The organism is Aeromicrobium sp. (assembly GCF_014378035.1).
GTDB lineage: Bacteria > Actinomycetota > Actinomycetes > Propionibacteriales > Nocardioidaceae > Aeromicrobium.
The window spans coordinates 1-2164 of the sequence record NZ_JACMOM010000051.1 but is presented as its reverse complement, the minus strand read 5'-3'; the positions used below and the strand labels follow the sequence as shown (position 1 = coordinate 2164).

2 protein-coding genes are annotated in these 2164 nt (G+C 65.4%); both read left to right on the top strand.

The features are described 5' to 3' along the window. The first annotated feature begins 490 nt into the window (after nt 1–490). Nucleotides 491–1273: an alpha/beta fold hydrolase gene (locus H7290_RS02805; RefSeq protein ID WP_290512496.1), complete on the top strand. Its 783-nt coding sequence runs from the start codon at nt 491–493 to the stop codon at nt 1271–1273. Between the two features lie 694 nt (nt 1274–1967). Further along, on the top strand, nt 1968–2164 hold a 197-nt coding region (locus H7290_RS02800; protein ID WP_290512495.1), incomplete at its 3' end, for an alcohol dehydrogenase catalytic domain-containing protein.

The window sequence follows — 2164 nt, the reverse complement described above, 5'->3', positions numbered from 1 at the left end:
CGACACACGTGTTGGCGACCAGGTCGTCGAACGCCAGCGAACCGGAATTCACCGCCTCGCCGAACGCCTCCTGAGCGATGATGTTGGACTTCTTGTCGAACATAGGGGTGCTCCTTCGGGTTGTGGGTGCGATAACAAGCGATGACAATTTCAGTGTGTCAGCAACGCTCAGGCCGGTCGTGCCTCCAGCTGGAGGCGGACCTCGATGGTGGTCACGACCGTCTACCGCAGCCCTGCTCATGGGCCCTGCCATCGACTCACCCCGCGCAGCGAGCCAACAATGACCGTGTGCCCAAACCTAGGCTCGCACCGTTGAGCTCACCGGCCGGCAGCTTCTCGCCCTGTTTGGTCGAGCCGAGGCCCGCAACTTCGCCGATGTCTGTCGCACACGGAACGGGTGCGGCGAGCGCGATAGATTCCGCCGCGCTGTGGCGTCGACAGTCGTCCCACACCCTTGAAGCACTGAATCATGGCTTGTAGCGTTCGACGGATGACGTTGAATCACATTCGGCGCGGCAGTGGCAGCCCGTTGCTGCTCGTCCATGGTCTCGGCGCCGGCTGGCAGTCGTGGGCCCCGATTCTGGACGGGTTGGCCGCGCGGCGCGAAGTCATCGCCGTCGACCTGCCCGGTTTCGGCGAGACTCCGCCGATGACCGGCGAGGTGTCGATCGCGGCCCTGACCGACTCGATCGCGGAGTTCATCGTCGAGCAGGGGCTCGGCAAAGTTTCCACTGTCGGTCAGTCGATGGGCGGACGGATAGTGCTCGAGCTTGCCCGCCGCGGGGTCGGCGGAGACACCGTCGCTCTGGATCCAGGCGGCTTCTGGACCGACCGCGAGTGTGCCGTCTTCGGTGCCACGCTGCGGACCTCGATCAGTCTGGTCAAGGCGCTGCGCGGCGTGTTGCCTACGGTGCTGGGCAACCCGGTCACGCGAACAGCGCTACTTGCGCAGTTCTCCGCCCGGCCGTGGGCGCTTTCAGCCGAGACCGTGCTGCCGGACGTACGCGGGCTGGCAGAAGCACCGGCCACCGGCCCCGCCATGGACGCTCTGACGAAGGGTCCCAAACAGGCAGGCGCCCCCGCGGGCACCCTGCCAGGACGGGCCACGATCGGTTGGGGGCGCCGCGACTTGGTGACCCTGCCCCGACAGGCCGCGCGTGCCATCGAGGCCTTCCCGGACGCGGAGCTGCACTGGTTCGAGCGGTGCGGACACTTCCCCCAATGGGACGTACCGGATGAGGCGATCCGGCTGATCCTCAACGGCACAGCCTGAGGCATAACCGACTTGTCAGTGAGCGGCTGCTTTCCAGGTCGACCTGGGCGGCTTGCGCAGCTCGTCCGAGGTGACGCTCGCATACCTGCTCAGGCTCGTCCAGCTTGTCCCCGGCCGCCACGGGATTATCGTGCGAGGGCCGCAAACCATCGGGTAGACGACCCTGCTGGTGCGGTTGCGGCTCTAACTGGGTTCCCCGGGTAGAGCCCGTTGGCGCGGTCTGTTCATGGCGCTCATCGGCGGAACCTCGGCAGTTCCTGCGCGCGTTCAAGGGCGGCGCTATGCCTCCGGCGGGCGTGCGCACCTGGCTGCGCGCACGGCACCGCGACCCAGGTCCACACACGGTTGCCAGATCCCCCTCGACGCCGGCTACACGACCAACCCCGACGCGCCTGGCTGCACCCGCTCGGGGGAAGTAGCGCCTGTAGCGACGTCATACGTTCGATTCATGACCACGTTGCCGCACCAACCCTGGGAAGAGACTGAAATTGTGCCCAGCAGCGACCCGGACCCGCTCTCCGTGCCGATCCGGCCAGAGCCCGACGTCGTGCCGATGTAGGTCGGCCTGCGAGGTCAGCTCCGCCAGTTGCCGCGCAACCTGCGACTGTCCGGGGTGCATCTTTCAATACATCTCCACAATGTGAAGTCGGGCCTTCCGTCTTCACTGCAATACAATTTGGGGGAGTGAAGAGGAATGAAAGCAGTCGTTTACAAGGGCCCCAACGCCATCAGTGTCGAAGACGTCCCGGACGCCAAGATCGAGCGTCCTACGGACGTTCTCGTGCGCATCACGGCGACCAACATCTGCGGTTCAGACCTGCACATGTACGAAGGGCGCACCGATTTCGAGATAGGGCGCACGTTCGGTCACGAGAACATGGGCGAGGTCAT